The sequence below is a fragment of the Sporosarcina sp. P26b genome (assembly GCF_002743245.1).
GTDB classification, from domain to species: domain Bacteria; phylum Bacillota; class Bacilli; order Bacillales_A; family Planococcaceae; genus Sporosarcina; species Sporosarcina ureae_C.
In genome coordinates, this window is the sequence record NZ_PDYW01000013.1 from 1 (window position 1) to 26,264 (window position 26,264).

The following is a 26,264-nucleotide window of genomic DNA, read 5'->3' on the forward strand; positions in this document are numbered from 1 at the left end:
GGAAAGGAAAAGGTGAAAAATGAATTAGCCTTCGGTTTATTGGCAGTGAACTTGAGAAAGTACACTGCCAGGGAGGTAAATGTATAGAAGTCGTACAAGGATTTCTATACAAAAAGGGTTCGATCATCAAAAACCGATGATCGAACCCTTTTTTGGCTCACTTCTGGCTAGTTATGTCCCAGCCTCTTACACTTTATAGAGAATCTTTTATCACACGTTTATAATTTATAACGGATAGTAATCCGAATATCGAGTATAATGCCGTGTAAATTAACATCACAATAATCATTGGTGTTAGCATTTCAGTACCGAATAAAAACCATCCCGATTTTACTGCGAAGTAGCTATGGAGCAATCCGACAACTAATGGAATACCAAAGTTAAATAATTGCTTTTTCTGGATCCCCTTCAACAAATCAGATTGTGTAAAGCCCAATTTACGAAGAATCGTGTAGTTTGATTTCTCGTCTTCACTTTCGTCCATTTGTTTGAAATAGAGAATGCAGCCGGATGTGATGAGAAATGCAAGACCAAGGAATCCTACGATGAACATCGTAATACCAACACTTTGTTTTAGGTTTATTCTTCCTTCATATTTTGATTCATGTCCCGCCCATATATTTATTTCCAACTTATTGAAAATGTCATTCGCTTTTTCAAGTTCATCTTTCTGAACAATATTTACTCCATGGTACACAGTGAATTCTGACGTAAAGGAAATGTCTTGATCGTCTTGCATTTGCTTGTATACTAGGTCATCAACTACGGCAACAGGAAAATTATATGTTATACGAGTTGGTAGAACAACTAAATCTTTTGTGCCTGTAAAAGTCAGATCATATGAATGTTCTCTACCTTGAAAAATAGCTTGTTGATCAGTTTGGAACTGCATGAACTTCTCCATCAATGGATCTGAATTAATAAACATCACTTCATCTTCTTCTACATCTACTTCCAATACTGTTTGTTCGCTAATTACGATCATTCGCGTATTGGCATAACTCTGATCTCCAGTAACCTCTCCTGGCATTGTCATGACTTTTGATAAATCAACAGGTGATGTTATTAAATCCGTAGCCGTCTCCGTATAGTCAATGTTCTTCTCTTCCAGCGCTTGTGTGAATTCCATAGCACGCTCACTATTTGGAATAGTAAAATCTGCGGGAATAGTCCTCTCCACTGTTTTCTCTACTGAGTAATATGATATATAACTAAGTGATAACAACGCAATGGATAGCGCGGACAATGTGGTAATAATCATTAATAGTAACGAATTGGATTTCATTCGGAACATGATGGAAGAAAGGGACAGTACATCGTTAACGTTTAGATACCCACCTTTTCGTTTACGGATTAGATTGAAGATGAAGCTGACAGAACCTTTATAAAATAAGTACGTACCTATAATAACGGATGCCAGGATGACGACCATTGTAGTGAACAAATAATTGCTAAGGATTACACCCTTAAATAACTGAGTTGACAAATAATAGCCACATGCAATAAGCAAAATTCCTACTACACCAATTACTACTTGAAACATCGTCATTTTTTGTACACGTTGCTGTGTAACAGTTGTCACACTAAACAGCGACAAGATGCTTTGTCGTTTGATAAATACTGCGTTCATGATCAAAATCAAAATATAGATCAACGCAAATACTACTAACGTTTGCAGTAACGCTTCAGAAGAGAATCGTAGTGTTGCTACATCTTTTACACCTGTCACCTTGAAAAGAATAATCATCAATAGTCGAGACATTGAAAAGCCCGCAAATACCCCCACAACTAAAGAGCCAATGTACAACACGAAATTCTCGACACTCAATATGCGGAAAACTGTCCCTTTCGTCATACCGATCAATTGAAACAAGCCAATTTCCTTACTGCGGCGTTTGATGAATAAATTATTAGCATAAAGCAGGAAAACAGATACAATAGCAAGTAGTAAAATGGAACCTGACTTGATAGCCGCAGCACCTCTTATTCCACTCGTTGCATCGTCCAATGCAGGATCAAATTGCAGTGTAACGAATGAAAAGTACAGACCAACACTAAAGACTAAAGCAAAGATATACACATAATAATGCTTGAGGTTTTTCTTAATATTGCGGAAGATTAGTTGATTAAGCGTCATGTTGCACACCACCCAATACACCTTGCGTTTTTATAATGTCATTGAAAAACTCGGTCCGTGTTTGGTCTCCTTTATAGAGTTGCGTGTAGATTTGTCCGTCTTTAATGAACACGACACGCTCACTGAAACTTGCCGCCAATGGGTCATGAGTGACCATCACAATAGAGGCATTTCGTTTCGTATTGAGCTCACTTAATTTATTCAAAAGATCAGATGCTGCTTTTGAATCGAGTGCGCCCGTTGGTTCATCCGCAAAGATGATACTTGGATCATGAATAAACGCTCGCGCAGCAGACGTCCTTTGCTTTTGACCACCTGAGATTTCATTGGGATATTTGTCTGCAATGTCTGCAATGCCTAAGTCTTCCGCCACTGCATAAAACTTTTCATTGGCTCTTTTTTTCGCTACTTTTTGTACCGATAACGGAAGTAAAATATTTTCTTTCACAGTTAACGTATCGAGTAAGTTATAGTCCTGAAAGATGAAGCCTAAGTGACGTTTACGGAATTCCGCCATTTGTTTCTCTTTCATTTGATTAATATTCTGCCCTTCTATGCTAATCGTTCCCTGACTTACCCGATCAATAGAAGAGAGAACGTTAAGCAGAGTCGTTTTACCGGATCCAGATGCACCCATAATACTGACGAATTCACCTTTATTTACTTCTAAATCAAGCGCACTGAGTACTTCTTGTTTATTAAACTTATTGCCATATGATTTATATATTTTCGTTGCTTGTAAAATTACCATTCCATCACTCCTTGTTAGTACTATCTTAATCAATCCATAGATTTTTCTCCTGTCTTTAGTATGACAATCTGAAAAAGCATGTGACAAACTCGTCACATGCTGTAAGCTCAAATCAAATTAGTTTTAACTATATGTAACGGAATTCATAATTTACACGCTATTGACTAGTAGTATTATGCATCGCTCCACTATATAAGTAGGCTTGAAGCGTTCGTTAATTCGAGCTTCAAGCCTACTTATCTCATACTAGCAATGCGAATCATCTCGTTCTCCTTCGCAAAGATTAAATTGAACCTCGTACCTTCTCCATCTGTGGACACTACTTGGATATCAATCAGCAGTGCATCCGCCACTTGTTTCGCTAAGTACAGTCCCATTCCTGTAGCTGCATGGTCTTGGTGGTCGACAGTTCCGGTGAAGCCTTTGTCGAATATGCGGGATATGTCTTTCGGATCGATTCCACGACCAACGTCTTCTATTGATAGCGAAGTGATTTCATTCTGCCTCGTACTTCGAATACATATATCTGACGCTTCACTGTATTTCACCGCATTCGTCAACAGTTGTCGAATGATAAAGCCGCACCATTTCGCGTCGGTCAGTACTTCTTCTGTCTCCAACGATATATCAAACCCTATCCCTTTTTGCATACACCATTGTCTTAATGATTTAATCTCTTGATATAACAGCTTCTCCATTTGCACTTTTTCGATATATAAATCATTTTGAATGAATGGAATACGCTTTTGATGAAGTTGTTGATCGAGTAGCAGATGGATACGAAGCCATTCATACATTAGCTGTGAACGAAGAGCAGGATCTTCCGTACGTTCAATCATTAACTGCATTGTCGTAAGCGGTGTTTTCACCTCGTGTATCCAATTTAATATATCGTCTTTCTCTTGCTCAACACTCGTTTGTAATTCATTTAATTGAAGGTTGAACATCTGGTTTTGTTCAGCTATCCTTTCAGCTGTTATTACTTCGAAAGGGGTATTGGCTACTGGTATTTCACTATTATCAAACGTTGAATTTAATATCTTTAGATCTTTGTAAAATCGTGTTTCTCTTACATAGCGCATTACTAAAAACAGTAAGAAAAAGAGGGTAGACAGAAACACAATGTAGATAGCAGAGCTAAATGACACACTTGTATCAAGATAGCCCATTCCTATAATCAACAACTGCAAAAGAACAAAAAACAGTATCCAGCTGACCCGCTCTTTTACAAACAATCGAATCATAGCGGTTCTTCCTTCGCCATATAACCTTGACCCACTTTTGTTTCAATTACATCCACCAAGCCAATTTCCGCAATTCTTTTTCGCAAACGATTCACGTTGACTGTGAGCGTATTGTCACTAACAAACCGTTCATCATCCCAAAGACTCGTAATGATTTCTTCCCTCGATACAATTTCATTCTTCCTGTCTATCAATATTTTCAAAATATATATTTCATTTTTCGTCAACTCAATTGTACCGTTTTCATTAGTCAGTGTACCTTTTACAAAATCAACAGTTGCGTCACACCACGTTTTGACTTCAAAGATCTGCTCGGTATTGTAGTTATAAACACGTCGTAAAATAGCTTGAACCTTTGCGATCAGCACTTCAAAATGGAAAGGCTTTTGCACAAAATCATCTGCCCCTAGTTGCATAGACATGACGATATCAGTTGGATGGTCTCGTGAAGACAGAAAAATGATAGGTATATTCGAATGCGTGCGAATCATCCGACACCAATGGAATCCGTCAAATTTAGGTAACTGAATATCGATAATGACTAGATCTGGTTTGATTTCTGTAAACTCATGCAACACATTTGAAAAATCCTGGACTCCAGCCACTGTGTAAGACCACTGTGTTAGACGTTCTTTTATTTCTTCAAATAATGTCTGATCATCTTCTATCAGCATAATCGTAAACATAGGACTCACCATACTTCCCTTAATTACTTTTAGTTTATCCTATCTGAAGGTAGAATCAAAACAACGCGCAAGTGAAAGTTGATTTCACTTGCGCGTTTATATTTGTTTGGGCTATACGTTATTTCAAATAAAACAGCCCACCATTCATAATATCCACTGTCATTCGCGGTTTAAAACGTTCTTCCATCGCACGTTTCTCATTCTCATAACTCTCAGGTTTTTGTTCCTGTTCCTCATAAAAATAATCCAAGACAGCTAGATCCTTTTTCCATCGTTTTTCCGCTTCATCTATCCACGTTAGGTCTTCATTTTCAATTACTTGCGTGATTACAGCGTCCAACCGATCAAGTGCCCGAACAGGTGTGATGATATACGGTAAATGAAATACGTTTTCAGATTGTCGCTCGGTCATGTCCCGCAAACTAATAGCTTCCTGAAAATCTTTTACTACGGCACCCGTCATCAAATTAATGCCTAATGAATACAGCATTTCCTTTGTTTGATGACTGATGAATGATACTTTATAATTCACACCAACCCACGGGGTCAAAACCATCTGTTTGTTAACTTCAACTAACCGTTCATACATTTTTACGAACTGTCCCATTTCTTTGGTCACTCTAAAAAGTTGATGCAAGCGAGGAGAACCAAGATGAATGACCTCCCCCTTCATTCCATGTTGCACCTGCTCCATGTCCGTGATTAGCGTAAGTTGTGCGGGATTCGGTGTTTCATTGACACTTTCTATATATCGCCAATAAAAAGGACGGTTCATGATCCTTTTATCCATATCAATTGTCAGTTGTACAGTTAAATAGTGCTCGTTTCCATGAAGCACTTCACAGTTATTTTCTTTGAAAAACCGGTGAAGATACGTATGGATTTCTGTCGAATGCATGGATCTACCTCCCTCACACAGACTGTTCTTTCATCACCAATATATCATCTAGTTCACCTACCACTTGTTCAAATGTATCAATCTTACCTTGCAATACATTCATCACGTGATCATCTATCGTGTCTTTTACAGCGAGATTGTAAATCTGTACATCATGTTCCTGTCCTAATCGGTGAACCCGACCAATTCGTTGCTCCAACTTCATTGGATTCCAAGGCAGATCATAATTGATGACGTGATGGCAAAACTGTAGGTTAATCCCTTCAGCGCCGGACTCAGTCGCAATTAGCACTTGCGCTTGCTGCTTGAACAGATGCTTAATCCATTCCCTACTACTCTTACTTAACTTTCCGTTGAAGATGACATTTGATATTCCATTCGCATATAGATAGTCGCTTAAATATAACTGTGTCATGCGATACTCTGTGAAAATAATTACTTTCTCTTTTGCTTGTATGATCAGTTCGGTTGCCTTTTTAGCTTTTGAATGAAGGGGCAAACTCTCCAATTGTCCAAGAATTGTTTCCACGTGGGTTATTTCCTCTGGCTGCTTACATTCTTGACGTAATTTCATCAATGTACCCATTGTTGCATCTGGACTGCTACACATCTCTCTTTGCAATGTCATAGTAGAAAATGCGTTTGAGAATATTGGCGATATGTTTTTGAGATTGGATACCGCTGCATAGACTTGTTTTTCTTTGTCAGTAAATGTTATAGGTATCGCGTGCACCTTCCGAGTGGACCATTCTACGCCCGTATCTTGTCGTCTGTTACGCACCATGACTTGACTAACTAGTTCTCTTAAATATCCATCCCGTTCTTCATCCCGATTTTTAGTGGAAAATACTGTAGAAAACTCATCATAGTTTCCTAAATGTCCCTGTTTAAGTAAAGTGACCAAATAAAACAATTCAAAAATATCATTTTGAATAGGTGTAGCTGTTAATAATAAGCAAAATTTCTTTTTCAAACTTTTCACAAACTCATAACTAATGGTTTTATGATTTTTTAATTTATGTGCTTCATCTACAATAATTAAATCATAGTCTTGTGCAAAAATCTTTTCCTTATGTGGACTCCGCTTGGCAGTATCCATACTCATCACTACTACGTCTACATAATCAAGCTCGTAATTCTTTTTGTATAACAGAGCAGGGATGTGAAACTTTGTATACAGTTCCTCTATCCATTGATTTACGAGAGAAGCAGGAACTAAAATAAGTACTTTTTTTACCAGTCCTCGCAGCATATATTCCTTAATAATCAGGCCCGCTTCAATTGTTTTTCCAAGCCCTACTTCATCTGCTAAAATTGCTTTACCATTCATCTGTTCAATCACTCGTTCAGCAGCTTGTAATTGATGGGGCAAAGGTTTGATGTTGGGTAAATACGCAAGTGATTGTAATCCAGTAAAATTAGTAATTAAGTTATTTTTCGTGATGGCGTAGCTCATGTTATAAAGCGCAGAACTGTCCCACGGTTCATGGTTTTCAAGTCGCTTGATAAATCCTTCTTTCCAAGAAGACGATCTTTCAATTAGCATTCCAATCACCTCAACTAGCTTGTATGTTTTGATTAGAATACCCAAAAAAGAAGATATTATGATAAAACATAAAAAACCTTCCGCATACAGGAAGGTTTAAATGATTCTTCGATTATATTTCAAAAGCGACAAAACTACCTTCGTCGTCAAAATCGGTTACATGTATTACACGATCAGAAAATGATTCTGCAATGGTAGTATCTTTCCCTAGCACTAGAGTAAGTACATTGAATTCCTTTTGCTTTTTCTTCTCATTAAATTCATTTAGGAACGATTCACTAATTTCATCTTCTCCATCACTGACAAAAATAACATCGGCGTTTTTGAATGTACTTTCTTCTATTACTTCTAATGCTCCTTGTAGCGATAACGAAAAGTCTGTCCCACCGCCCAAGTAAGTTCGTGCTAACCTTGCAAGTTCATTAGATGTGATTTTGCCTTTCACATAAATATCCTTCTGGATCACTGTGGAAAATAATAAAACGCATAAGTCACGACGTTGTTTTTTGGCTATCGATAGAAGTGCCAGAATAAATCCTTTTGACTGATTATCGAGCAATTTCATACTTCCCGACTGATCGAGACAAAAAACGATTGGTCCCTTTCCAAGGTTTTCTCTTTTCTTCTGTTCAAACTGCATAGTTTCGCCTTCAGCAAAACGACGAAGAAAGTCTTTTTTTGTTTTTTTATTTGAATAAAGTCCTAACTCCATAGGCAAGAGCCGTTCCAGTTCACTTCCCATAGTCACTCCACGTCTTTCCATCGCTTCTATATAATTCGTTTTCTGTTTCTCTCGCGCTACTTCTTGAAAACGCCCTGCCCATTCCGCAATTTCTTGCATCTTGGGATCCATCGCGACTTGATCAGCTATCGCTAATTGTTCACGCAACGGCACTTTCTTTAATTCTGCATCTCCTTTACCTGCGGTGCTGCCACCCATGAGGGAAATCAAACTGTCCTTTACTTTGATCGTTTCATCAACCGCTTCGTCTATCGCTTGTAAAAACCGCTCGCCATTCGTTTCTAGTGTTAATTCGAGCTTATCATTTAATTTATCCGTAGCATCGGCAAGTTCTTGGATAGGGCCATCTTCTATTTCACCCTGTTCCTCATCTGCTTGCTCAAACGGCACATCATCTTGTAGAGATTCTACGGCTTCCATTTGTTTCAGCAAGTCTTCATCGAGAGCTTTTGCCTCAGCAAGCCAAACATTGATCTTCTCACCGAATTTCACTGTACAGACCGTGGCTGCCAAATCATCCAGTTTTGTGAAGCTTCTATATTCTTCAAAATGCTCGTCACTCATTATTTTTTCTAAAATCGTCCGATTCGGTTTCAGCGCAGGGTTTATTCCCTCTTTTAAGATCCTAGGTTTCATTTTATATAGCGCCGCCCAAATATCCCCGAGCAATGATTCCGTAGTGGGTAATTGACCTTCTTCTCTAACCTTTTGCAAACCTTCTGACATCTCGAACAGCTCTTTAAAGCGCCTCTTATCGTATGCATCAGTATTCAATACGGAGCGATGATCTCTAACTATTTTGCTGCGTTTCATAGAAATCACTCCTTTTACATTCTAAAAAAGACTCCAGTCTGGTCGCCATTTCCATCTTTTTTTTCATTCGTTTCTCCATAGTAAGCAGTATCTAAACGACTGCTTTCCACTTCATTTTTTAATGAAACGAGCTGATTTTGTAAGTGATCAATTTCTGTCACTCGGCTTTCATTTTCCTCTTTCAACTTATTTACTTCTGTTGATAAAGCTGAAATTTTCTGGACTGCCTCCATACCTGCTTCCGTCGACTGATCACGCACTGCGGAATCATAAATTTCATTCGCTTCATTTTCAATCGCCGAAAGTCTTTGTGCTAATCCATCTTGTGAATGTCGGCGAACGATGGTGCACACTGCTTCTTTCTGATCAAGTGTTTCCCACAATGCATTCTCAAGTATGGCAATATCCTCTATTTGTACTGACTCCCTTTGATTGATTAGCGCCCTAGCTTGCAAGATACTTAAAGATTGTTTGAATCGACGGTCGGACGGCTGAATTCCTTCATCCTGTAGTTCTCTACGAATAGTAGACAACGTTTCATATACTTCATCAGGAATTTTCACTTTATCCGCCATGTTTTGAAGTTGTATTAATTCATCCAAATGCATTTTGGGAGTTTCAACTTCTTCTCCCTCGTCTTTCATCATCGATACAAAATTCGATTCGTCGGCAATGAAGTCTATTTCAAAACGCAATAAAAATCGGTCAAATAAGGCTTCAAGTCCTTCCCCCTCTTCGGGATATTCGTTGGATGCGCCAATAACTGATATTAACGGTACTTCAATGGGATGACCGTCATTATAGAATAATCGTTCATTAATTAATGTCAATAAACTGTTAAGTATTGCAGAGTTTGCTTTGAAAATTTCGTCCAAAAATACAAGATGCGCTTCCGGCATTTTAGAAGTAGTATTTCGCTTGTACACGCCTTCTTCTAAATCTTTTAATGAAAGAGGACCAAACACTTCTTCCGGTGTACTAAATCTTGTCAGTAGCCATTGAAAGTAAAAAGTGCCTTCAACGATTTTTGTTAATTCTACCGCCAGTGCAGATTTCGCAGTTCCTGCCGGTCCAATCATTAACATATGTTGTCTAGACAGAATCGCTACTAAAATTCCCTCTACTTCATTTTCTCTTTCGAAAAACTTTTTATTCAACGCGCTTTTGATTTCATGTAACTTCTGTAAATTAATATCCATATAGGCAACTCCTCAATTTATAGTAATGATCTACTGTTGGCTTTATAGAACAGTGTGACTGAAATAGCATGTTTTTAACCTTTAAAGGATTAATTCTTTCATGTTGTATCGGAGTTAGTATGATTACACTTTTGTCTAACCTTAGACTTAAGGTTTAAGTTCAATACGTACTACGTTCATCCAAGACACTCTACTCTATTACTACCCCCTTTGCGCTATATAAACTCTTCTATACTATATATTTTTGTAATACTTTATTGATAGTAAGTCATAAGTTTTCACTAATAGGTTGTACAATGATTATACAATTATGTATTTTGCAATTTTTTTAATGAAAATTGATATGCTATGATGAATGTATAATTTAGGGAGGTGAGTGTTAGATGTCGATCGAAAAGAAGAATACAAAGGTCGTCCTAGTGGATTATGAAGAAAAAATGTCACTTACGCACGCTGCAGAATTCCTTGAAACACTCGCAAAGAAATTGAGAGAAGATGGCACATTTACATTGACTCACGATGGAGTACATCATGGAGTTACACCCGCTTCCGAGGTAGAGCTCGAAATAAAATTAGAAAAAGAACAGAATAAGTATTCATTCGAAGTAGAACTTGAGTGGCGTGATGGGAATAAAAGTAGGGATTCCGGTATTTCCATTAGTTAATATGATTAGATGGAAAAAGACTATCCATCATATAAACGATGGATAGCCTCTTATATTTTACTTACTATTTAATCTGTATTTAACATATGATTATTTACTTTTATTTCAGCTACCTATCGTAATCGCATTGCCTTTATTTTGTAGAGTAGACAAAATACTTAATGCGGCAAGATAGCTTGTTTTGGGATTATTTGGCATTGGTTCATTTTCAATCGTCAAATTCATTTTGCCGAAATCACCCTTCGCTTCAATACTATGTGTATTACGTCGAATTTTCGGGTCCGCAATGACACGGACTGTCGTATGTTGCGCACCAAGTCCGGCAAGTGAAAGTAATAACGCCACATTAACATTTTTAGGAAACTTCTCAATGGCATCCAATGCGACGCCATCAAAAATACACTCTTCTACATATTGAACTTCAAGCCCCAATGATTCATAGGTTTTCCTAGTCGTAATATGGACTTCTTTCAAGCCACCCATTGAATTTGCTGACTGAAGAAGATCCAGACCGCCTATCGCACCTGAAGGCAAATAGATGTGTTGCTCATATGATTTTGCAACTTCTTTCATTTCATTTAAAAAATCTATATTTTTAAACGCGCCAATACTGCTGAGAATCAAATCTTTCTTGTTCTTCAATACTTCTTCCATGTGCTCTATCGCTACACCGATCGTTGCTGCTTCCACAATCACGTCGACCGGAGATTCAATGAACTGTTGGAAATCCGTATAGAATTTCGCTCCATACTGTGACTCTAGCCTTGGCCCCACTTCCTCGTTTCGTCCAAATAAGGAGACGACCTCCCCATCCACTTTTTTGTTTTCATTTATACTTTCCAATAAATACTGCGTGATATTTCCAGTTCCTATTACACCAATTTTCATTTCATAACACCTCTTCCTCTAGTATATACACTTCCACAAGAAATAGATGAGTTTCTATTTAGATACCCTGTCTATACATAATCAACACCCTAGACGAATAGGATGATGTTGATGGCAGACAATAGATAGTAGGGGGAATGTACGATATGGCTGGGTATACGGACAATTATGAACGCGATACGTATGGTATTATCGACTTTTGGGTGCGTAACAACTTTGAGCATGGAGAATTTTTCGATCGAGAAATCAGCCATCATGAGCTAGAATTAGCACGCGCCAATCAGGAAATGGTCGATCGTATGGGGAAAATTTTCAAGAAAACTGAATCTAAAACAGGTGATATTGGATTAATCATCGATGAAGCGAAGAGTTCGACGAAAGAGTTTTCTGATTTGCTAATTCATACAATGGACCGTGCACTTCATTGTGATGTAATCATTTCTACCCCGACTTCCCTTCTTGATCATATGATACGAGAAGCCGAAGAAGCAGAGCGAGTGTTCAAATTGATCGAAACGAATTCCTACATTACTCCAGCTGATGCGACGTTGCATGAAAGCAATTTCTGGCTTCGCCAAATGCTCGATCACTTAATCTTCATTAGTCACTACGTGGATGCCTCTAACTATGAATTGCATGATCAAGTGCGTGCCATGACAAGAAAGTTTGAAAATCTTTTGTTGCAGGCGCAAGCTCTGAAGACCATTATTCGTAGACCACGCAATGAAGTTTCACCTGTATTGAATACGTTCAATCAAATGGTAATCAAAGAAGCCAAAGCGCTAGAAGCCTTTAAGCTAGAATTAAGCGAACTGATCAAAGCTTGTGCTGCAGTTACGACTGCTCCACCTGATTTACTTGAACACATTGCGAGAGAAGCGCATCATCTGTGGAAAAACCTTGAAGATCAAGTAGTTAACTAAATTACACGAAAACATGACAAGATCTATTTCCTTGTTATGTTTTTTTGTGTTTATCGCGTGAAAATCAACTAGAGCAAAACTATTCTTCTCCGAGCTTCGTTATAATAATAGAGAGGCGGTGGTGGGAATGGATTCCGTGGAACTGGAACAGGTCATGGATCAATACGGGGAACATTTATTGAAAATGGCCTACTTCTATTTACGTGATCATGAACTGGCGAAGGATATCGTCCAGGAGGTGTTCATTTCATTTTACGAGAAATCGAACTATCAAGAACGAGGAAAGTTACGCGCTTATTTAACGAAACTAACAGTGAACCGCTGTAAAGATCATTTGCGAAGCTGGTCTTTCCGACATTTGAAATTTAATAAAGAATGGGCAGAAACTATACATACTGAACATGATCGATTGATTCTGCAGGAAGAAAAGTCTGCGATTGCTTCTGCTATATTGACATTACCTATAAAGTATCGAGAAATTATACTTTTTTATTATTACGAAGAACTAACTATGCGAGAGATTGCTGCGTTTCTTGATCTGTCGGAAAACACCGTAAAAACGAGAATGACCAAAGCACGTATTCTGTTAAAAGATAAACTGTCAGCTGATTATTGGGAGGTGCTTTCCATTGAATAAGGTGAAAAAAAGTTTAGATGCTGTGGCGGGAGACGTTTTCAATGATAAGGAAGAATTAAAGCAACGAGTCCTTTATGGCGGAAGTAAACCAAAACGAAGAAATCCATTTCCCGTTGTTGCCTCTGCTATCGTTTTAGCTGCTATAATATTTATCACGTTCAATATCTTACAAAACGTTTCTATTAGCACAAATGGTAGCACATATAAAATAGACGAGACATTATATGATCTCATGCTACAGAATGAAAAGAATGACCAAGGGGATTCAGATGATTTACGCTATCGTATATTCCAGGACATACTTGAAATCGACTCCATTATTGATTATGCCCATTCTTTAGGCTACAAGGAAGACATGGAGAAAATTGATACACTTATCGCCGAACAACAAAAAACATTTTTTGATGACTTTACCGAAGAACAAGCAAAGAACATGAAAAAAACTCAAGTAGACGCATTCGGATATAGCTATGATCAATATTTCAAAGTTATTTTGACATACACTCAACGTCATACACTCGTCATGGACTGGCTCCAACTTAATAAAGCAGAAGACAAAACAACCCAACGACAAATACTAGACGCTTTCCAAAAAGAGCATCAACAAGTCATCACAGCGTTCATGGAGAAGAAATCTATTCCAGATTTAACGGAAAAGTTTCGAACTCAGAAGTTAGATGGCGTGGTAGCATCTGCAGATCAAGGACAAGTATTGCTTGTGTCAGGGCTTGAACCAAAAGATTATGAGGGTCTTTCTACGGATGAAATAATAGAGGCAGCTTATGAATCGGCCTGGTTCGACTCCAGCGAATCCTTTGATGACATTCAACCTGATATGCATATTGAAATTACTTTTGATCCACTTTCATACGCAATCACTAAGCAAGAGCGTCCGACAAGATTCTATGACATAATCAAATGGAATGAATATAAAAAGTAAAAGAAACGGTAGACCCATTTTAAAGGGCTACCGCTTCTTCACGTAACGCATTACTTCACTAGATATATACATGAAGTCAGTATGCTTAAAAACAATCTATATTTATCTGAGTAAAGTAATTGATTTTTATTTCACCACCGTCACAGGACATTCAACATGTTTCATTACTTTATGACTGACACTACCAAGTACCATTTCCTGAATAGTATTCAATCCACGACTGCCGATCACTAGTTTATCAATTTTCTTTTCATTGACATACTGAATGATTTCTTGACTCGGATTGCCTTTTAGTATGATCACTTTAGCATCGACCGCGGCTTCCTTAGCCATCGCTAAAATCGGATGCAATTTTTGCTCACGTTTTAAAGACAAGCTTTCAGGGCTTTGCGATAATAATCTCTCATCCTTCGCTTTACTGTAATCTTGTACATAAATAATTTCTAACGTGACTTTAGGTAAATACTCCGCCAACATTATTGCGTGTTTTGCAGCACGCATTGCATTTTCTGATCCATCAATTGCTACAGCTATCTTCATACTATTCACTCCTTCACAATAATTTTTCATACAGTTGTTGGCTCGAGGAATTTAACCCTCGCATCGTGACGTTGATCCCCCTGCTCTCTAATTTGCTCACAACTTTAAAAATCGCACCTACTGCAGATTCATCCCATAGCTGACTATTTTCAAAATCGATCGTGATCCTCTTTTCATTTACATGATCAAAAGCTTGAATAAATTTCGTTGTGGAAGCAAAGAACAGCGGTCCTTGGATTTTATAGACTCCATCGTGAGTAGTTACAGTTACACGAGAAATTTTCGCTACAAAGAATAATGCACTTAGAATAACTCCAATAACCACGCCGATTGCCAAGTTATGCGTATATAAAATAATCGCCACTGTAACAAGCATCACTACAGACTCTGAACGTGGTGCAGACCGCAAGAACTTAAATGAGCCCCAATTAAATGTTGTCGCAGCTACCATAACCATGACCCCAGCGAGAACTGGCATCGGAATTTTAACGACTACATCTCCCAGTACAATAATCAAGAACATCAAGAATACTCCTGCGGTCAGCGTGGACAAACGCCCTCTGCCTCCCGACTTCATATTGATCACCGATTGGCCAATCAATGCACAACCTGCCATACCCCCGAAGAACCCAGTGATGAAGTTGGCAATACCCTGTCCGCGTGCTTCACGGTTTTTATTACTTGGAGTATCCGTTATATCATCAAGAACTTGAGATGTAAGTAAGGACTCAAGCAATCCTACAATAGATAATGCTACTGAATACGGTAAAATAATCTTCAATGTTTCAAAGTTTAATGGAATGTCAGGGAAAAAGAATGTCGGCAATGAGCTCGGCATCGTCCCTAAATCACCGATTGACTGCAACTTCACACCACTAAGTAATGCAATTGCGGTCATGACGACAATGGCGATCAGTGGAGCGGGTATAGCTGTGAAAAAACGTGGTACCGCATATACCAATATTAGTGTCGCAATAGCGAATACATATGTCATCGTACCAGCACCTACTAAGTACGGTAATTGCGTAATGAAGATCATTATTCCAAGCGCATTGACGAATCCAAGCATGACAGAATTCGGAATGAAGCGCATTAGATTCGCGACTCCTAATGAGCCTAGAATTAATTGTATTATACCTGTTAAAATCGTTGCTGCCAGTACGTATTCAAGACCATGATTGGCCATTAAACTGACGAGTACTAGAGCCATTGCACCTGTTGCGGCAGATATCAGACCTGGACGACCGCCCACAAACGCAGTTATAACTGCAATAGTAAATGATGCATATAACGCTACACGCGGATCGACGCCCACGATAAAAGCAAAAGCCAATGCTTCCGGAATGAGCGCTAATCCTACGACAATCCCTGCCAATATATCCGCTCGCACATTCCCGAACCATTGTTGTTGTAAAGTTTGCATATTGTTCCCCTCTCATGATGTCAGCCATTTCCCATGTTAGAATGTAAACAGCATAACATTTGCAGTCCCATAAGTGAATGGTTTTGGGAGGAAAGGAATGAAAAGATGAAGTATGGATATATTCGGCCGACCGTATCTGATCAACAAGCAACTAGTCAGTTAACCAGTCTAATAACAGATGAAGTTTATATAGAGGCACATGGCTTGGCCAAAAAAAGAACAGAACTTGAACGCTTATTTATGCAAATACAAAATGGGGATGAATTGTACGTTCAAAACATTGAAGTATTAGCCGACTCGCTTCAACAGTTTCTTGATATTTTACGATTAGCAGAACGAGATCAGCTGATGATTTATTTTGTCGAAGATGAATTAACTAATCAATCGATGATGAATGCTACACTACTTCAAAATATTGAGTTTTTCACTAGTTTACAATCTATATTCTTAAGTCATTCTTCCACTTTCACCTTGCAAGCTGCCAAGCAGGAAGGTAAATCGATCGGTCGCCCACGAAAATCTGATGTGAATTTACAACTCGCTTTTGAGATGTATGATAGTAAAGATTTTTCGTTGTACGAGATCAAAGAAGCGACTGGGATCAGTAAATCAACGCTTTATCGTTACTTGGATGATCGCACCGCAACAACGTCGGATGATAAATAACATTTACATCCGACCACTTTTGTTATCATGACTGGCTCCCACCATTATCCATGTTTACTATACCCTTTTCTCCACCTAATCTATTCCGCTAATTATAATTTTTCTGCACCTACTCTCCTTTCTAAAACTTTCCTACGATAACATTTATATAAATAATAGTCTAAATAACTATTAGTAGACTACAAGCACAATAGCGGTTATAGTTAAAAGTATCTACACTCAATTAAATTATTAGGAGGCGTGATAGATTATGTTTACGTTTAAAAGCATTCGTGGAAAACTATTGACCGGTTTTTCCATAGTAGTAGTGCTAATTATCTTACTCGGCTTATTTATTTTCTCTACACTTCGTGCGAATAACGAAGCAACGAGAAATATTCTGGAGAAAGAATTGCCATTATTGATTGCAGATGAGCAGCTATCGCTTGATATGGCAAATCGGATTTCTAGTTCGAGAGGATTTATTCTGACAGGGGAAGCAAGTTATAAAGATTTATTTGATACATACACAGAAGATAGTGAAAAGCATCAAGCCACTATTAAAAAAATAGGAACTTCCGATGAAACAATGGATTTAATGCGAAGAACTGTTGAATGGCGTGAGTACGTCTTAGAGAATGTATTCGCTGAACATGCACGCGGTAACAAAGAGCTAGCAGAACGTAATCTATTAGCAGTCAATGATGACGCACGCGAATTAATGACTTCGTATGAAGAAGCTGCACAAAATCGAGAAATGATTATTATTGATATTGAAAAGAATTTACTTTCTAGTGGAAACAACACATTGGTTTTAGTTACTACTATCGTTTTACTAGTCATTCTTTTAAGCATGGCGGTTGCTTTATTCACCGCAAACTCAATATCTAAACCGATACACACGGTAATGGAGCGCATGAGATTAATTGCAATGGGAGATTTAAGTAGTCCTCCTTTAGAGACGAAGTTACAGGATGAAATTGGACAACTAATCAAATCTACAAATGAAATGAGTAGCAACACACATAATCTGTTGGACGAAATTCACATCGTGGCTCAAACAGTTTCTTCTCAAAGTGAAGAATTGACACAGTCTGCGGGTGAAATTAAAGCAGGTACGGCACAAATCGCTACAACTATGGAAGATCTGGCATACGGCACAGAATCGCAAGCTACCAATGCAAGTAGCTTATCAACCTCAATGGAAAACTTTGTTGCAAGAATAATGGATGCCAATGAAAACGGCACGTACATTCACCAGTCATCAAATGAAGTACTTTCGATGACAAATACGGGAAGCGAAGCGATGAATACATCTTCTAAGCAGATGAAAGTTATCGATCAGATTGTTCATGATGCAGTTGTAAACGTAGAAGGATTGGACAAGCATACTCAGAATATTTCCCAACTCGTAGCTGTGATCCAAAGTATTGCAGCGCAAACTAACTTATTAGCATTGAATGCAGCAATCGAAGCTGCACGTGCTGGTGAACATGGTAAAGGGTTTGCAGTCGTAGCGGATGAAGTACGAACTCTTGCAGAACAGTCCTCTGAATCTGTTACGAACATCACTGAAATCGTCAATAAAATTCAAAGCGAATCCAGTTCAGTAACAAATTCTTTGCGTGAAGGTTATAAAGAAGTAGAAGAAGGCACAAATCAAATTGAACGTACGGGCGAAACATTCCACAAGATTAGTGCTTCTGTAACTGAAATGGTCACACGTATCCAGACTATTTCTAATGACTTGCAAAATATTTCTGAAACAAGTCAGGAAATGAGCGGTTCGATCGAAGAGATTGCTGCCATTACTGAGGAATCTGCTGCGGGAGTTGAACAAACATCAGCGTCTTCCCAACAAGCAAGCAGCGCTATGGAGGAAATAGCAAGTAATTCTAATGAATTGGCTCAATTGGCTGAAGAACTTAATAATCTTGTCCGCAAGTTTACCTTATAACAAGAAAAAGCGTCTGCTATTGTGCAGACGCTTTTTCTTCATGTATTTTATTTCAGATAGTTTGCTTTCCATGAGATGCATATTAATCAATTAAACCACGAAAAGTCTGTCTATTACTTTTACTTTTACTTTACTTCTATTTGTCCCATCATTCCATTGTCTTCATGTTCTAAAATATGACAATGGAACATATAGACACCTTTATGTTTGAATTGTATAGCGATTTTCACTTTTTCTCCCGGATGAACCGAAATAGTGTCTTTCCAACCTCTTTCGTTTTCGTTAGGTTCCACACCATCTCTTGAGAGTATTTTAAATTGTGTACCGTGAATATGGAATGGATGAATCATTCCACCCATCATATCTTTCTTATTGTAGATTTCCCACACCTCAGTGACACCTTGCTCTTGTGTGAAATCAATTCTTTGGGGATCGAACTTCTTTCCGTTGATTGTTACATGATCCATCATGCCAAACAATTCAATATTTTTTGTGACCGGCATAGCTTTTTCTTCATCTGTCACAGAAAACTCATTCAACTGTTTCACTGCTTGTGTACTTGCTACTTCTTGATCTGATACTTCAAACGGTAGAAGGATAGATCCATCTTCATTCATTAATGATAAATCCTTTAGCGAATTCAGCTGTGAAAAGTCAATAATAATTTCTGCCCGTTCTGATGGTGTCAAGGTAACTTCGTTCAATGTGACGGGTTCATTCAAAAAGCCGCCATCTGTCGCGATTTGAACAAACGATTCACCCGTATTTAGCTTGAATGTGAAGTTCCTCGCATTCGATCCGTTCAGCAAGCGAAGACGCACTTGTTCTTTCCCTACTTTTAATACGGGATTTACTGTGCCGTTAACTAATAATGTATCACCTATCGTCCCATCTTCATTCATCACTGCTTTATAATTTAATTGATGCTGATCATCGAAAATCCGGTCTTGGAAAACTAAAGGTATGTCATTCTCTCCATATTTTTTCGGAATTTCTAATTTGGCCGAATTAGGATCTTCAATATAAATCAGTCCTGCTAAGCCTTTATATACTTGTTCAGATGTCTTGCCCTCTGGGTGGGGATGAAACCATAAAGTAGCCGCCTCTTGTGTGACTTCAAATTCTATTGTCTCTTCTTCACCTGGACTGAGTGTTTTATGTGGTCCGCCATCTGCTTCGCCAGACACTTCTAAACCATGCCAATGAAATGTTGTTTCTTCATCTAATTCATTTATCGTATTTATTTTTACAGTTTCACCCTTTCTAAATTGTAGAACGGGTCCTACTAAATCTCCGTTATATCCAAAAGTTTCTGTAGTCACATTATCAAATATGTTCACGCTTCCCTTTTGCGCCTTAACAGTATATTCGGTGCCTACTGTCGTTTCACTAGTTAATAAGGGTGGGATGTTTATTTCATTCTCACCAGTCGAATCTTTTAATCTCACTACATTATTATGGCTCATATGTCCGTTACCCATTGTCGAACCATCCATCATAGAATGCTGTTCATTGCTCGTCTGGTTCATCATATGTTCATTACTCTGTTCATTCGATTGCGCATCACTACTGCATCCACTGATCAATAATGCACACAATGAGAATATAACAACTTGCGTTTTTCTACTCATTTAAATATCTCCTTTATCTATTGTCATCAAGGGTAGTATAGCTGATACATGTGGAAAAACTATGCACATTTCATACATATGGTCGTGAAAATGAAACTTTCTCCATACAAAAAGGATACCCGGGTATATTACTATCCTGGTATCCCTCACTTTGTAATTAAAATCTAGATCTAGATGGTTTTTTCATCGGTGCTTTATTCATTAGGTAGGATATAAAGGTATCATCCTCAAGGCTCGGATTCGACGAGTTCAGTAGCAATGCTAAGTTTTTCGCATCATCTAGTGCCCTGTGTGCGTTCTGTACTTGAATCCGATGTGCTCTCAGTAATTGTTGAAGCTTACCATTCTCAAAGCCATAGTTTTTCCATTTAATTTGTCTAACAGAACAATACCAGTCCATGTCGAGAGTTTCCGGTAATAGTCTACTGACAAAGCCCCTGTCAAATGAAGCATTATGCGCCACAATGCCGTCTGCTCGATCGAGTATCGATAGAATTCTGTCCATGTCGAGTGACTTCCCTCTTACCATCTGATCAGTGATGCCCGTTAGGTTTGTAATCATTGGCGTTATAGAGTAGAACGGCTCTTGAAACTCACAATATTCATCTGCTACCCGAACAATCCGGTTATTATCGTATTCGCCAAGCATAACACCCAGTTCAATTACATCGCTTGCCTCTGCTCTCATACCTGTAGTTTCTACGTCAATGAACGCTATATGTTTCGTCATGTAAAAACTCCTTTAAATCTATTTAAATTCGTATATGGCATGCAATTAGGATCAATTTGTATCCTATTAGTATAACAGGATTTCAACACACTGTAACGAAATTAACCTACTTCGGGATTCGCACTTCATCCAACTTTTGAAGTGGTTGCCAGACAAATTGATGTGCTGTATACTAGGATTGCTTACATAAATGTCCGTACGGGTGCTTGAGTGAATCAGGCTGAGATAGCAGAGGAATCCACTGCTGACCGTTAATCTGATCTGGGTAATGCCAGCGTAGAGAGCGTAATCGATGGAAATTTACAGGAATCTCTTTCCTTCCTCGGCCGTCTGCTCTTCAGACGGCTTTTTTGTATAGACAAATAAGAAGGAGTGGAAAAGTTTGAAGAAATTAAAGTTTACCGATATTTTGATCACGATCATGATCGGGGTAGTATTTGGGGTATTGATGAAGTTTTGGGACGATTTATATACCGTCGTCAAACCGATTCTCCCCGTTGCACGTCAATTGATTTACGGCATGTGGTTCATGGTGGGACCGTTCGCCTTTTTACTATTACGTAAGCCCGGTACCGCATTGATCGCAAGCATTGCAGGCGCTTCCTTGTCTGCATTCGCAGGACATGGGATTGAAGTATTGATGTACGGGTTCATGCAAGGTCTTGCTGCAGAATTACTATTCGCCGCATTCCGATATAAGCGCTACACGATAGTAGTCGCCGGAATGGCTGGTATTGCTTCTTGCCTCGCGAGTTTCGGACTCGATTTGGTTTATGGATATGCAGCACTTGAAACTTGGGCACTTATAGTGAAATACGGGTTACGTGCAATTAGTGCATTCATCTTCACAGGTATTTTTGCTGTACTAATTGTTAAAGCGATTGAAGCAACCGGCGTGACATCTTTAATCCGCCCTGTTGATAAGAAAGAATATACTTTGCTCGATCAGTAAACGCGGAGGAATGATTCAACTATGCCTAACATCAGTGTTACCGATTTACGACTGAAGTTTCCCGGAGAGAATTCACTGGTTTTTAAAGATCTTTCTTTTTCCGTTCAGCCTGGTGAAAAAGTGCTCATGCTTGGACCAAGCGGCTGTGGTAAATCTACTTTACTGCAAGTGCTGAGTGGAATTATCCCGCATTCCATCGAATTGCCAATGAAAACAAAAGACGTCCAACTGCCTGACTCATGGGGATTCGTTTTTCAAGATCCCGAAACGCAGTTTTGCATGACCTATGTCGATGAAGAACTTGCATTTGTTTTGGAAAACCTTCAAGTACCGCGTGAAGAGATGGCCCCTCTTATAGAGGAAGTGTTGAAACGCGTGGACTTGAATTTAGAAAACGTTCATACACCCATCAATGAAATGTCTCAAGGCATGAAACAACGACTAGCTTTGGCTACAGTGTTATTACTTGAACCCGACGTATTATTTCTGGACGAACCTTCTGCTTTACTTGATCCAGAAGGCACGCAGCAAATTTGGTCTGCTATCAAAGCAGCAGCTACAAATAAAACCGTACTCATTGTCGAGCATAAAATTGATTTGATTGCCGATTGGGTCGATCGCGTGGTGCTATTTAATGATCAAGGAGTCATTATAGCGGATGGACCTCCAGACACTATCTTTACAAACAACCAAGAAGAACTGAAGCGCTATGGCATTTGGTATCCGGGGGTTTGGGAAGAATATAAAACGTCCGAAGCATTTCAATCGATGATGAAAAACCGTCAAGCAGTTGCATCTCAAGAGAAAATTAAGATTCGAGACTTTCACGGCTATCGCGGTCAAGCGGAGAAGATTTCTGTCAAACAAGCGACCGTACAGGCTGGTGACTGGATTTCGATTGTTGGAGAAAATGGCTCTGGTAAAAGCACATTGCTTCTATCTCTCATGCAACTACTTCGCACTGACGGTGTCTATGAAGTTAACGGTGTACCGATTGTGTGGAAAAAGAAGAAGCGACAACTTCCTAAAGGTCTGTCGCTCGTTTTCCAAAATCCCGAACTGCAATTCGTGACCAATTCTATTATGGAAGAGTTGACCGTTTCGTTGCACAGTATGCCAAAAACAGAGGCAGATCGTTATGCTAAAGAAATGATACAATTATTCAACTTGCCTGATTCTGTTTCACGCCATCCCTATCAACTATCTACGGGTCAAAAGCGGCGTTTAAGTGTAGCGACTGCTCTTACTCCAGATACAAATATATTGCTACTTGATGAACCTACTTTCGGGCAAGATGCGCGAAATACTTTTGCCATTCTTGAGAAAATAGAGCAATTGCGCACCGAAGGAATGACGATTCTAATGGTGACGCATGATGAGGAAATCGTAGAAAATTTCTCTACTGCAGTCTGGACAGTAGTTGATGGCGTATTACAAACAACTACGTTTTCTGGAGGTGCGCCACATGCTGAATTGGTTCACACCTGAACGGCAAACTTGGTTGTTTCGCGTTAACCCTGCGCTAAAATTCGTAGTGTTTTTCACATTCATGATCATCACACTTATAAATCAAAACTTACAGTTCGCCCTTTGGCAAACAATATTGTACGGGCTGTTGTTTTATGTATTCAGTGGCTATTCACTAAAGAAATTAGCAGTGCTGTCAATTCCTTTAGTCATATCATTTCTATCTACTGGATTGACGATGTTGCTGTTCGGCAAGGGGGAGTCCGTTCTTTGGCAGTTTGGGATTTTCAAGATATCTGAGGAGAGTATCCAACATGCGCTTTTGCTCGGAAGTAAATCCCTATCATTCGGTCTCGTCGGCTTTACGTTTATCTTGACGATCCAACCTATATTATTCTTCTATGCAATGATGCAACAGTTTCGCATGCCATCCAAATACGCGTACAGTTTTATTGCGGCATTTCGTTTAATACCGGCTGTTACTGAAGAACTTCAAATACGCCGAAACGCGTTAAAGGTGCGCAACGTCCAATTTTCAAGGGGAAGTAAAGGGCTATATGAGCGATTGCAAAGTTACACAGTCCCCTTATTTGCACAAAGCATTCGCCGTGCACAACGGATTGCTGTGGCAATGGAAGCAAAGCAGTATCAAATGGGAGCCGCCAGGACATATTTTTATCCTACTCGGTATACGCATATGGATGTGGTGTTTGTAGCTGTAATGATTCTTGGCTTTGCTGTCACTCTATTTTTATCGAGCAGTGGGTTGTTAACGCCTAGATGACATCTATTGATGATGAGTTATTATAGTAAAAGGAACATGATTACTCGATCAATGGTAAGAAAAATCATCACCTTCCTACAGAAAAGCGCAGATCTGAGAACGCGAAGAGTACTAAAAAACTGCTACAGCGTAAAGATTTGCTGTAGCAGTTTTTTATATAATTTATTTAATTATCGTGACTGAGCTATTCACATGCTTAATTACCTTTTGACTAGTACTGCCCATAACTAATTTCTGCAGTGTATTCAAACCACGACTACTGAGTATGAGATGATCAATTTCATTTGTATTTACATATTTAATGATTTGCTGTTGCGGATTTCCTTTTAACATCGTAACTTCGGCATCTATTCCTTTATCCTTTACTAACTTCAATGCAGATTGTATCTTCTTCTTTTGATACATAGCAAGACTGTTAGGACTCTGTTTTAATAACCGTTCATCTTCTTTGTTATAATCAATAACATGGATCAACTCAAGTTTCGCTTCAGAAAATTGTTGCATTAACATCAACGCATAATCCGTTGCACGCAATGCATTTTCTGAGCCGTCTACCGCCACAGCAATCTTCATGATAAAACCTCCCAAAACTACTTTTCTAAATTCTTCAATTGAGATTTTCTTTTGACTTCTTTCACCAGCATAAGACTCCATTGCCATGTTATATACCCATTTTACTGACGATGTAGTCCAGTAAATAAGAAGTATCTATACTCAACAATTCAAAACCCATTCTACCAATTGCATAATAAAAAGCCAACTATCTGCTACTAATACAATACAAAATTGTAAATGAAGTGAAAAAAGCCATATGAATCCAGTAATCCAGACCTTTATGGCGACTCCATTTATTTTACGATCGTCACTGGACAATTCGCCTGTTCCATTACACTGCGGCTCACACTGCCTAATGCCATTTCCTGCATTAAATTCATTCCACGGCTACCAAGCACTAATTGTTCAACTTCTTCTGTTTGTAAATGTTTAATGATTTCCACATCTGGCTTTCCCCGTAAAAGCTTGACAGTCGTTTTTACTCCGGCCTCTTCTGCCATTTCCACTACAGGTCTAACTAGTCGATCTTGGTATAGGGATAAACTTTTAAGATTTTGTAGTAGAAGTTGTTCTTCTTCTACTTTGTTATAATCTGTTACGGAGATCACTTCCAGTTCTCCATCAGGCGTATTTTCTAATAGTGTTAGCGCATACTCAGCTGCACGAATCGAATGATCAGAACCATCTATAGCTACAGTAATTTTCATTTAACCCACTCCCTACTATTTCGTATACTTTCTACTATTAGTATATATCAAAAGTTCCAATTATTCAGTGTTCATGTCGTTCATCTTATTTAACTACACTAGAAGGATATGCTTACCACTATCGAATTTCCCTATACGATAATAAATTTATAAAACGCCAAAAACGTTAACTCTCATTATAAGAGTTAACGTTTAGTATCTTAGATTACATTACGCGAGCAACAAACGATTGGCCAACAATCGACCCCGTACTGTAATTCCAGCCCAAGCTGCAAGAAATGCTTTGATAAAGCCACCAATTAAAAATGGAACAAAACCGGCCATAACAGCAGCAGTCCATGATAGCTCAGCTATAAACTTCAACCACACTGTACCAAATGCCAATGCAACGAACATCCCAATAATATTGGCGATGACTGCGTTAGGCAGCTTAAAACTTGTACGTTCCATATAATACCCCGTAATGAAAGCTGTTGGAATAAAGCCAATGAGGAATCCGCCAGTCGGTCCAAAAATCACACCTAATCCTGAAGACATGCCTGAGAATACCGGCATCCCTACTGCTCCCATTGCTAAATATACTAATACAGAAATCGTTCCATAACGTGAACCTAAAATCGTTGCCGCTAAACCAACTGCTAGTGTTTGTCCTGTAATCGGAACTAATGGTAACGGAATAGTTAACTGCGCCATGATCCCGATAATGGCTGCGAATAATGCTGTTACAATCATCATCTTCAATCTGTTTCTCGTATCTAACATGTCTGAATTCCCCTTTATGTAAACACTATTTTTTATTATGTT

The 26,264-nt window shown here is 38.7% G+C and carries 25 protein-coding genes and 1 riboswitch; of the genes, 9 read left to right on the forward strand and 16 right to left on the reverse strand.

From position 1 onward, the window contains the following. Positions 1–193 precede the first annotated feature (193 nt). From CSV69_RS11395 to CSV69_RS11430, 8 genes are all read right to left on the reverse strand, one after another. Positions 194–2,137 carry an ABC transporter permease gene (locus CSV69_RS11395; RefSeq protein WP_099693460.1) on the reverse strand — a complete coding sequence of 648 codons (1,944 nt, stop codon included), beginning with the start codon at positions 2,135–2,137 and terminating at the stop codon, positions 194–196. Then, positions 2,127–2,888: an ABC transporter ATP-binding protein gene (locus CSV69_RS11400; RefSeq protein WP_085427229.1), complete on the reverse strand. Its 762-nt coding sequence runs from the start codon at positions 2,886–2,888 to the stop codon at positions 2,127–2,129. The genes CSV69_RS11395 and CSV69_RS11400 overlap by 11 nt, the downstream gene beginning before the upstream one ends. A 236-nt stretch (positions 2,889–3,124) precedes the next feature. Continuing rightward, positions 3,125–4,132, reverse strand: a complete 1,008-nt coding sequence (locus CSV69_RS11405; protein WP_099693461.1) for a sensor histidine kinase — start codon at positions 4,130–4,132, stop codon at positions 3,125–3,127. Continuing rightward, on the reverse strand, positions 4,129–4,818 hold the full coding sequence (locus CSV69_RS11410; protein WP_085427231.1) for a response regulator transcription factor: 690 nt from the start codon (positions 4,816–4,818) through the stop codon (positions 4,129–4,131). The genes CSV69_RS11405 and CSV69_RS11410 overlap by 4 nt, the downstream gene beginning before the upstream one ends. A 118-nt stretch (positions 4,819–4,936) precedes the next feature. After that, a complete protein-coding gene (locus CSV69_RS11415; protein WP_099693462.1) occupies positions 4,937–5,716 on the reverse strand; it encodes a YqhG family protein in 780 nt (259 codons plus the stop codon). Between the two features lie 13 nt (positions 5,717–5,729). Next, on the reverse strand, positions 5,730–7,262 hold the full coding sequence (locus CSV69_RS11420) for a DEAD/DEAH box helicase (protein WP_099693463.1): 1,533 nt from the start codon (positions 7,260–7,262) through the stop codon (positions 5,730–5,732). Positions 7,263–7,374: 112 nt separating this feature from the next. Beyond that, positions 7,375–8,817 carry a VWA domain-containing protein gene (locus CSV69_RS11425; RefSeq protein ID WP_233192380.1) on the reverse strand — a complete coding sequence of 481 codons (1,443 nt, stop codon included), beginning with the start codon at positions 8,815–8,817 and terminating at the stop codon, positions 7,375–7,377. A 14-nt stretch (positions 8,818–8,831) separates the two neighbouring features. Further along, positions 8,832–10,016 (reverse strand): AAA family ATPase, encoded by a 1,185-nt coding sequence (locus CSV69_RS11430; protein WP_099693465.1) that lies wholly within the window; start codon positions 10,014–10,016, stop codon positions 8,832–8,834. Positions 10,017–10,399: 383 nt separating this feature from the next. On the opposite strand from CSV69_RS11430, the gene CSV69_RS11435 reads away from it, so the two are divergent. Continuing rightward, positions 10,400–10,681: an amphi-Trp domain-containing protein gene (locus CSV69_RS11435; RefSeq protein WP_099693466.1), complete on the forward strand. Its 282-nt coding sequence runs from the start codon at positions 10,400–10,402 to the stop codon at positions 10,679–10,681. Positions 10,682–10,786: 105 nt separating this feature from the next. On the opposite strand, the gene nadX is transcribed toward CSV69_RS11435, so the two are convergent. Then, positions 10,787–11,569, reverse strand: coding sequence for an aspartate dehydrogenase (gene nadX / locus CSV69_RS11440; RefSeq protein WP_099693467.1), 783 nt, complete (start codon positions 11,567–11,569; stop codon positions 10,787–10,789). A gap of 146 nt (positions 11,570–11,715) precedes the next feature. On the opposite strand from nadX, the gene CSV69_RS11445 reads away from it, so the two are divergent. The 3 genes from CSV69_RS11445 (at position 11,716) to CSV69_RS11455 (ending at position 14,069) form a co-directional block, all read left to right on the forward strand. Further along, complete coding sequence (locus CSV69_RS11445; RefSeq protein ID WP_085427237.1) at positions 11,716–12,492, forward strand: DUF2935 domain-containing protein; 777 nt, start codon at positions 11,716–11,718, stop codon at positions 12,490–12,492. A 127-nt stretch (positions 12,493–12,619) separates the two neighbouring features. Then, entirely contained in the window at positions 12,620–13,129 is a 510-nt protein-coding gene (locus CSV69_RS11450; RefSeq protein ID WP_099693468.1) for a sigma-70 family RNA polymerase sigma factor, read from the forward strand. Then, entirely contained in the window at positions 13,122–14,069 is a 948-nt protein-coding gene (locus CSV69_RS11455; RefSeq protein WP_099693469.1) for a hypothetical protein, read from the forward strand. Before CSV69_RS11450 ends, CSV69_RS11455 begins: the two co-directional genes overlap by 8 nt. Before the next feature lie 126 nt (positions 14,070–14,195). Here CSV69_RS11455 and CSV69_RS11460 read toward each other — a convergent pair whose 3' ends face one another. Together CSV69_RS11460 and CSV69_RS11465 are read right to left on the reverse strand one after the other, a co-directional pair. After that, positions 14,196–14,609 (reverse strand): universal stress protein, encoded by a 414-nt coding sequence (locus CSV69_RS11460; protein WP_099693470.1) that lies wholly within the window; start codon positions 14,607–14,609, stop codon positions 14,196–14,198. Positions 14,610–14,622: 13 nt separating this feature from the next. Continuing rightward, positions 14,623–16,032: a SulP family inorganic anion transporter gene (locus CSV69_RS11465; protein WP_099693471.1), complete on the reverse strand. Its 1,410-nt coding sequence runs from the start codon at positions 16,030–16,032 to the stop codon at positions 14,623–14,625. Between the two features lie 105 nt (positions 16,033–16,137). On the opposite strand from CSV69_RS11465, the gene CSV69_RS11470 reads away from it, so the two are divergent. Together CSV69_RS11470 and CSV69_RS11475 are read left to right on the forward strand one after the other, a co-directional pair. Then, positions 16,138–16,698: a recombinase family protein gene (locus tag CSV69_RS11470; protein ID WP_158232661.1), complete on the forward strand. Its 561-nt coding sequence runs from the start codon at positions 16,138–16,140 to the stop codon at positions 16,696–16,698. 250 nt (positions 16,699–16,948) lie between these two features. Next, positions 16,949–18,634, forward strand: coding sequence for a methyl-accepting chemotaxis protein (locus CSV69_RS11475; RefSeq protein ID WP_099693472.1), 1,686 nt, complete (start codon positions 16,949–16,951; stop codon positions 18,632–18,634). Between the two features lie 125 nt (positions 18,635–18,759). On the opposite strand, the gene CSV69_RS11480 is transcribed toward CSV69_RS11475, so the two are convergent. Both CSV69_RS11480 and CSV69_RS11485 read right to left on the reverse strand, forming a co-directional pair. Further along, positions 18,760–20,265, reverse strand: a complete 1,506-nt coding sequence (locus CSV69_RS11480) for a multicopper oxidase family protein (RefSeq protein WP_099693473.1) — start codon at positions 20,263–20,265, stop codon at positions 18,760–18,762. Between the two features lie 157 nt (positions 20,266–20,422). After that, complete coding sequence (locus tag CSV69_RS11485; RefSeq protein WP_099693474.1) at positions 20,423–20,995, reverse strand: exonuclease domain-containing protein; 573 nt, start codon at positions 20,993–20,995, stop codon at positions 20,423–20,425. Between the two features lie 188 nt (positions 20,996–21,183). Beyond that, a riboswitch (TPP riboswitch) is annotated at positions 21,184–21,295 on the forward strand. A gap of 82 nt (positions 21,296–21,377) precedes the next feature. On the opposite strand from CSV69_RS11485, the gene CSV69_RS11490 reads away from it, so the two are divergent. The 3 genes from CSV69_RS11490 to CSV69_RS11500 are packed head-to-tail and all read left to right on the forward strand — an operon-like array spanning position 21,378 to position 24,198. Continuing rightward, entirely contained in the window at positions 21,378–21,947 is a 570-nt protein-coding gene (locus tag CSV69_RS11490) for an ECF transporter S component (RefSeq protein ID WP_255396880.1), read from the forward strand. Positions 21,948–21,968: 21 nt separating this feature from the next. Next, positions 21,969–23,435 carry an ABC transporter ATP-binding protein gene (locus CSV69_RS11495; protein WP_099693475.1) on the forward strand — a complete coding sequence of 489 codons (1,467 nt, stop codon included), beginning with the start codon at positions 21,969–21,971 and terminating at the stop codon, positions 23,433–23,435. Beyond that, positions 23,413–24,198 carry an energy-coupling factor transporter transmembrane component T family protein gene (locus tag CSV69_RS11500; protein ID WP_085427247.1) on the forward strand — a complete coding sequence of 262 codons (786 nt, stop codon included), beginning with the start codon at positions 23,413–23,415 and terminating at the stop codon, positions 24,196–24,198. The genes CSV69_RS11495 and CSV69_RS11500 overlap by 23 nt, the downstream gene beginning before the upstream one ends. Before the next feature lie 162 nt (positions 24,199–24,360). Here CSV69_RS11500 and CSV69_RS11505 read toward each other — a convergent pair whose 3' ends face one another. From CSV69_RS11505 to CSV69_RS11515, 3 genes are all read right to left on the reverse strand, one after another. Continuing rightward, positions 24,361–24,771 (reverse strand): universal stress protein, encoded by a 411-nt coding sequence (locus CSV69_RS11505; RefSeq protein ID WP_085429013.1) that lies wholly within the window; start codon positions 24,769–24,771, stop codon positions 24,361–24,363. Positions 24,772–25,046: 275 nt separating this feature from the next. Then, the gene (locus CSV69_RS11510) at positions 25,047–25,460 is read right to left on the reverse strand and encodes a universal stress protein (protein WP_099693476.1); all 414 of its coding nucleotides are present in this window, start codon (positions 25,458–25,460) and stop codon (positions 25,047–25,049) included. Positions 25,461–25,670: 210 nt separating this feature from the next. Beyond that, positions 25,671–26,222: a biotin transporter BioY gene (locus CSV69_RS11515; RefSeq protein ID WP_085427249.1), complete on the reverse strand. Its 552-nt coding sequence runs from the start codon at positions 26,220–26,222 to the stop codon at positions 25,671–25,673. Between the last annotated feature and the right edge of the window lie 42 nt (positions 26,223–26,264).

Coding starts and splice junctions, on each gene's coding strand:
- CSV69_RS11395 (WP_099693460.1), bottom strand. CDS start 2,137: ATGACGCTTAATCAACTAATCTTCCGCAATATTAAGAAAAACCTCAAG.
- CSV69_RS11470 (WP_158232661.1), top strand. CDS start 16,138: ATGAAGTATGGATATATTCGGCCGACCGTATCTGATCAACAAGCAACT.
- CSV69_RS11515 (WP_085427249.1), bottom strand. CDS start 26,222: ATGTTAGATACGAGAAACAGATTGAAGATGATGATTGTAACAGCATTA.
- CSV69_RS11425 (WP_233192380.1), bottom strand. CDS start 8,817: ATGAAACGCAGCAAAATAGTTAGAGATCATCGCTCCGTATTGAATACT.
- CSV69_RS11480 (WP_099693473.1), bottom strand. CDS start 20,265: ATGAGTAGAAAAACGCAAGTTGTTATATTCTCATTGTGTGCATTATTG.
- CSV69_RS11405 (WP_099693461.1), bottom strand. CDS start 4,132: ATGATTCGATTGTTTGTAAAAGAGCGGGTCAGCTGGATACTGTTTTTT.
- CSV69_RS11495 (WP_099693475.1), top strand. CDS start 21,969: ATGCCTAACATCAGTGTTACCGATTTACGACTGAAGTTTCCCGGAGAG.
- CSV69_RS11445 (WP_085427237.1), top strand. CDS start 11,716: ATGGCTGGGTATACGGACAATTATGAACGCGATACGTATGGTATTATC.
- CSV69_RS11505 (WP_085429013.1), bottom strand. CDS start 24,771: ATGAAGATTGCTGTGGCGGTAGACGGCTCAGAAAATGCATTGCGTGCA.
- CSV69_RS11400 (WP_085427229.1), bottom strand. CDS start 2,888: ATGGTAATTTTACAAGCAACGAAAATATATAAATCATATGGCAATAAG.
- nadX (WP_099693467.1), bottom strand. CDS start 11,569: ATGAAAATTGGTGTAATAGGAACTGGAAATATCACGCAGTATTTATTG.
- CSV69_RS11510 (WP_099693476.1), bottom strand. CDS start 25,460: ATGAAAATTACTGTAGCTATAGATGGTTCTGATCATTCGATTCGTGCA.
- CSV69_RS11485 (WP_099693474.1), bottom strand. CDS start 20,995: ATGACGAAACATATAGCGTTCATTGACGTAGAAACTACAGGTATGAGA.
- CSV69_RS11450 (WP_099693468.1), top strand. CDS start 12,620: ATGGATTCCGTGGAACTGGAACAGGTCATGGATCAATACGGGGAACAT.
- CSV69_RS11435 (WP_099693466.1), top strand. CDS start 10,400: ATGTCGATCGAAAAGAAGAATACAAAGGTCGTCCTAGTGGATTATGAA.
- CSV69_RS11420 (WP_099693463.1), bottom strand. CDS start 7,262: ATGCTAATTGAAAGATCGTCTTCTTGGAAAGAAGGATTTATCAAGCGA.
- CSV69_RS11475 (WP_099693472.1), top strand. CDS start 16,949: ATGTTTACGTTTAAAAGCATTCGTGGAAAACTATTGACCGGTTTTTCC.
- CSV69_RS11430 (WP_099693465.1), bottom strand. CDS start 10,016: ATGGATATTAATTTACAGAAGTTACATGAAATCAAAAGCGCGTTGAAT.
- CSV69_RS11460 (WP_099693470.1), bottom strand. CDS start 14,609: ATGAAGATAGCTGTAGCAATTGATGGATCAGAAAATGCAATGCGTGCT.
- CSV69_RS11500 (WP_085427247.1), top strand. CDS start 23,413: ATGCTGAATTGGTTCACACCTGAACGGCAAACTTGGTTGTTTCGCGTT.
- CSV69_RS11415 (WP_099693462.1), bottom strand. CDS start 5,716: ATGCATTCGACAGAAATCCATACGTATCTTCACCGGTTTTTCAAAGAA.
- CSV69_RS11410 (WP_085427231.1), bottom strand. CDS start 4,818: ATGTTTACGATTATGCTGATAGAAGATGATCAGACATTATTTGAAGAA.
- CSV69_RS11465 (WP_099693471.1), bottom strand. CDS start 16,032: ATGCAAACTTTACAACAACAATGGTTCGGGAATGTGCGAGCGGATATA.